Origin of the sequence: Paenibacillus sp. 2RAB27 (assembly GCF_052115445.1) — a bacterium.
In the GTDB taxonomy this organism is placed as follows: domain Bacteria; phylum Bacillota; class Bacilli; order Paenibacillales; family NBRC-103111; genus Paenibacillus_E.
The window spans coordinates 21666-27861 of the sequence record NZ_JBFRGR010000056.1; the positions used below are offsets into that span (position 1 = coordinate 21666).

Annotated in this window: 2 protein-coding genes; both read left to right on the forward strand. The window is 43.5% G+C overall.

Going from position 1 to position 6196, the window contains the following annotated elements; genetic code table 11:
* Positions 1-104 precede the first annotated feature (104 nt).
* Positions 105-1931, forward strand: a complete 1827-nt coding sequence (locus AB4114_RS33955; protein WP_441992380.1) for an S-layer homology domain-containing protein — start codon at positions 105-107, stop codon at positions 1929-1931.
* A gap of 144 nt (positions 1932-2075) precedes the next feature.
* The coding region (locus AB4114_RS33960) for a family 43 glycosylhydrolase (protein ID WP_441992381.1) at positions 2076-6196 on the forward strand (4121 nt) is incomplete at its 3' end.

Below are 6196 nucleotides of genomic sequence, written 5' to 3' on the forward strand. Positions count from 1 at the left end.
CACAATCGTAGTTGATCGTGATCGCTAAAAATTACTAAATCCAAGAAAAGGGCAATGGGAGACGTTTGTCTCCCATTCGTTCCTTATAATGAGGGATTGTGAACATGAAACTCAAATTTCAATTATTCATCCTAGCTATGATGTTCATTGCCACGCTGCTCCCTTTGACGGCTGCAGCACAAACAACAGATGAAGTTGTATTGCGCTCTCAGGCTCCAAGTGTCGAGTTAGGAAACAACGTTACGATTACCATTGCAGGCAAAGCACTTACAGACTTATATGCTGCCGAGATGGAATTAACGTATGATGAGCAGCAACTGGCGTATACGGGCTACACAAGCAGCCTGAATAATCAAGCATACGTGCTTGAACCTAAAGTACAAGGCAACAAGATATTGCTGGTTTTTACTTTAATAGGAAACAAGTCGGGACTAACTGGGGATAAGGATTTATTTACGCTTTCGTTTAAAGCTTCCAAAGCAGGGGCAGCTTCCGTTTCCCTAAGTTCTTTGACAACTATCAATAGTCAGTTGGAAAAAACGAATGGGAAGATGGGTAACGGAATTACATTGTCCGTTAATAATTCGAACTCTGGAACTGATCCCGGCACTAATCCTGGAACTGATCCCGGTACTAATCCCGGCACTGATCCCGGCACTRATCCCGGCACTAATCCCGGCACTAATCCTGGCACTGATCCTGGCTCTCATACTGGCTCCAACCCTGGTTCCCAAGGGGCAGAAAATCCGTCATCGCCGGGCACTTCAGGTACATCTGTTTTGTTACTGGAAACAATGACTGTTAATAATGGTGTTGCTTCTATTGATGTAGGGTCAAAAGCTCTTCTTGAAGCGGGCAAAAATTCCAAAGATGAATCGGTAACGATTAAAGTCAACTCAGGTTCTGACGTTAAGGAAATCCAACTGAATCTGCCGGCGAAGCAGCTTCAACAACTCAGTTCAGAATCAGGCGTCGTAAAGACGGTAAAGGTTGAGACGGATCTTGCTACGGTTACCATTAATCGGGATGTTCTTGATAAAAGCACCCTGTCGGAAACTTCAAATTTGCAATTAAGTATTGCAAAGGTAGACCCTGTCAACCTATCGCAGGATATCAGAAAAGAAGTCGGAAGTTCTGTTGTGTACGATTTTAATTTGAGTTTAGATGGTAGTAAAATCACAAAATTTAACAAGAAAAGTGTTCTAGTAGAAGTACCGTATACATTGGCACCTAATGAAAAGCCTAATCAAGTAGTCATCTACTATATAACGGAAGATGGTAAATTGGAAATTGTCAGGAATGGGAAATACAATATCGAAACAGGCAAAGTTCAGTTTCAACCTACGCACTTCAGCAAGTACACGGCTAACCATGTTCAGGTTTCCTTTAGTGACATGAATGGGTATACATGGGCAAACGAGGGTGTTCTTGGCTTGGCAGCTCGTGAAGTAGTGAACGGTAGAAGTGACGGCCATTTTATTCCGGCTGGGGAGGTAACAAGAGCAGAGTTCGTTAAGATGTTGATTCAACTCTTCGATCTAGCAGATTCTACTGCAACTACAGCCTTCACAGATATTGAGGCGGGTGCATGGTACTACAATTCCATAGCCTCAGCACAGAAGATCGGCCTCGTTCAAGGCAAAGATGACGGCAGCTTCGGTGTGAACGACCAGATCAGTCGTGAGGACATGGCGGTGCTTATTTATCGGGCATCCAAGATTATTAGTTCTACGACTGTACTAGCAAATGGTGCAACTTCAAATTTCCTTGATGGAGATCAAATCTCTACATACGCCAAGGATGCTGTTTGGGCTGCAAAACAGGCAGGCTTAATGGACGGAGTGTCAGAGGGATATTTTGATCCGAAAGGAAAATCGACAAGAGCACAAGCTGCTACGGTCATCTACAGACTATATCAAGAATTGAAATAAAATTCATTCATACAGGCATCTGGCAACTATGTAAAAAGTAAAAAATCCTTGTTGAGATGGTAATGGGTCCATGATGCTAACAAGCAACTGGGCCCATAGCTTTAAGGTAAGGTACAAGAATCATCTAATGAAGGGAAGAGATAAATGGAAAAAGGAAGGGTTGACTCAAGAGCTGCTTTAAAAGTTTCTCTCTGTCTTAGTCTGATCGTATCATCCATGCTTAGTTTTCATAAGAGTACCCATGCTGCATCCATCCCAACGGTTAATATTGATTATAATATTGAAAAGCAGGAAATCGACGGCTTTGGTGCATCCAACGCTTGGTCGACAGGTATTGTACAAAATCTCGCAAACCCACCACAGAAGGAAATACTGGATGCGCTTTTTAGTACTTCTACTGGCGCAGGACTAAGTATGGTAAGAAACAGGCTTCCTTATGACATCGTATCGGAATCAGGCACATGGAATTGGAATAATTGGGATATTAATGGTACAACCTGGCTTTTTAATAAAATAAAAACGGATTATAACGTAACCAAATTTTTTACTACTCCCTGGACGCCTCCGCCGTTTATGAAGACTGGCAGCACAGGAACGAACGGAGAGATCGGTGGTAAGCTCAGAACTGATAAATATCAGGCATATGCTGATTTCTTAGCTGACTATGTGACTGGCTTTAAGACCAATAAGGGAATCGATATCTCAGCTGTATCTATACAAAATGAGCCAAACTATGCACCGAATTATGAATCCAGCAGTTGGTCAGCGGATGATTTTCATAATTTTGTAAAGGGCTATCTCAAACCTACTTTTGCACAAAAAGGTGTGACTGCGAAGCTTATTATGCCAGAGGGCTTAAATTTCAGTGAAGATCTGGCTGTTCCAACATTGAATGATGCCGATAGCAGGGATCGCGTAGACATTGTTGGTGTACACCAATATGCCGTAAATCAGCAGGACCCTAATCTTGGCGCGAAGTGGCTGACGCAAACAAAGCTTTATAATAAAAAATTATGGGTGACAGAAGCATCTGTAGGTGAACCCAATGATCCAACCATAAATGACGGTATCTATTGGGCGAAAATGATCCATAAGGATATGACGGTAGCAGAAGTAAATGCGTTTAACTACTGGTGGCTTTGGAATAACACAAAAGACAGTGTGAATTCTGTTGGAGATAAAGGCGCACTGATTACATTTCATACGGATGATAATGGTGCTGTAAAAAGTTACGATTTGAATAAAAGATTGTATACACTTGGTCAATACAGCAGATTTATCAGGCCGGGTTATAAAAGAGTCAATTCAGATGTAACCCCAGCAACGGGTGTATATACAACAGCGTATAAAGATCCTTCGAATGGAAAGTTAGTTATTACAGCTATAAATGACACTAACACGGACACTGCATTAACTTTCAACGTAAATGGTAAAACTGTAAAATCGTTTACTACTTATAGAACTTCGTCTAGTGAGAATATTGCAAATTTAGGCGATACCACTGTAAATGGAAACTCACTTCAAGCCACGCTTAAGGGGAAAAGTGTTACAACTTTCTATGCAGACGTTTATACACCGATTGCCAAGAACCCAATCATATGGGCGGATGTACCGGATGTTGATGTTATCCGGGTGAATGATACTTATTATATGACCAGCACTACCATGCACGTGAACCCTGGCGTTCCTATTATGAAGTCCAAGGACCTCGTAAATTGGGAAATCGTCAATTATGTCTATGATATACTCGCGTCGACGGATAAACAAACGCTTTCAAATGGGCAAAACATATATGGAAAAGGCTCATGGGCAAGCAGTCTAAGATACAATAATGGCAAGTTTTATGTGGTATTTGCCTCCAATGACACGGGGAAAACGTATATCTTTCAAACCACCGACATCGAAAAGGGCCCATGGGAAAAGTATGAGCTTGCTGGCGGCGTTTATCATGACATGTCCTTGCTGTTTGATGATGACGGGCGTGTCTATCTGGTATATGGCGGGGGGGCCATTAAGATTATTGAACTTACTTCAGATGCCACAGCGATCAAAGCAGGCGGAATGAATAAAACAATCATTCAAAATGCGAGCGCTCCCGGAGGCTCTGGCGGTCTTGGAGCTGAAGGCTCACACATTCAAAAAATTAATGGTAAATATTATATCTTTAATATCTCATGGCCAACAGGGAGCATTCGTACTGAATTAGTCCACAGGGCTGATACGATAGATGGCACCTATGAAGGAAAGATTGCTTTAAGATCGGGCAGCACCTCCAACAGTGCTGGTATAGCACAAGGGGGAATTGTTCAAGCCGTTGACGGAAAATGGTACGGAATGCTGTTCCAGGATTATGGATCCGTTGGACGTATACCTTACATTGTACCGATGACATGGAGTCAGGATGGATGGCCTCTATTCGGGGATGTCAATGACACGGGGATTCCTGCTGTACTGTCAAGATCCTGGGTTTCATCAGATAACTTCGATCAGGGAACAGTGAAAGTTGAAGTTTATCATACAGAAGTAGCAGGCGGAGAAAATGACTACAATGGATCCAATCTTGCACTTGTATGGCAGTGGAACCATAATCCTGACAATAGATTCTGGTCTCTTACCKACCGACCGGGGTATCTAAGACTCACTACCGGAAGAACGAGCACTAGTATTCTTGATGCCAGAAATACGCTTACACAAAGAACCTTCGGACCTGAAAGTTCAGGAACCATTGCTATCGATGTTAGCCATATGAAAGACGGGGATTATGCGGGAATTTCCGCCTTCCAACAGAACTACGGGTTTGTCGGTGTTAAAATGTCCGGCACTACAAAATCGGTTGTTATGGTGAATGGAAGTTCAGGGTCAGCAGTGGAAATAGCAAGTGTCCCTCTCACTCAAAACACTGTTTATTTAAGGAGCGAGTTGGACTTTAAGAATAGGACAGATAAAGCAAAGTTTTATTACAGTCTTGACGGTGAGCGTTGGGCATCCATAGGAAACACACTTCAAATGTCATATACACTACCGCATTTTATGGGCTACCGTTTTGCCTTATTCAATTATTCAACAAAGACAACAGGTGGTTACGTTGACTTCGACTCATTTAAATTAGATGACAAGTTGGTTGGATCTAACTTTGATACGAATTTGAAGTCCCTCCAGCTGAACGGTGCGCAAGTGAATGGGTTCAGTCCAAGTACATACACCTATTCCCTAGATGTTCCTGTAGGATCAGCTCCGCCGCAAGTTACTGCGGCTTCAAATGATCCTGGCGCGAGTGTTACGATTACACAAGCATTGGCCGTACCAGGAAAGGCCACAGTGACGGTAAGTAGAGAAGGTTTACAAGCTTCGGTATATACCATTAACTTTAATACACCAGCCATCGTGGCCGTTGAGGCAGAAACTGCAGCAGAAAACACGGCCAATGCCTATGTATTTGGCAACGCAAATGGCCATACCTGGTCGCTTGTTGACGGCTTGTCCACGAAAGCTATGCAATTTAGTCCCGATGATGGTACCGCTGTCACACCAGGTACTGATGCAGCTAGCCTAGCTGCCGGTTCCAGACTGAATTACAAGATCAACTTTACGAATGCAGGATCCTACTATGTCTGGATACTTGCGAAGAGTCACAGTTTCCAAACGGACTCCGTCCACGTTGGATTGGATAATACGTATAAATTCACTTCCAATGGTATTCAGAACGTGAGTAACAGTCAGTTTAGATGGGTGAATCTCAGTAATGGCGGTACGCTAGTGACTGGCGGCACTCCATTGAATATTACCGCTGGTGCCCATGAATTGAACTTATGGGGAAGGGAATCTGGCTTAATCATAGACCGGATATATGTAACCACAAGTGATGCAACCACAGATCCTGTTTGGTCTCAGCCGCTTGTACCCGCTGCTGCACTTTCAGCAGACAGCAGTGTGCAACCCGGAAGCAGCTTTACAGTGGGAGTTAGCCTGAACAATGTGACACAAAGTGTTTACGCCCAGGACATCACCCTGTCTTATGATTCCAGCGTATTTGACTATGTGAGCGCGGCAGGTGCCAACAACAACATCCAGATCGTGACAGAGGACAAAGCCACTGCTGGGAAAGTTAGGCTCATTACTGCCAATACTGGAGGGGGAATATCTGGAGCCAGTACGCCGGTTCTGAACCTAATCTTCAAGGTAAAGGCTGGTGTTCAGAGTACCAGTGGAACGATTGCAGCTACCCAGGCAAAGCTTGGTGTGGCTCCAGAGGGAACCGTGATTCA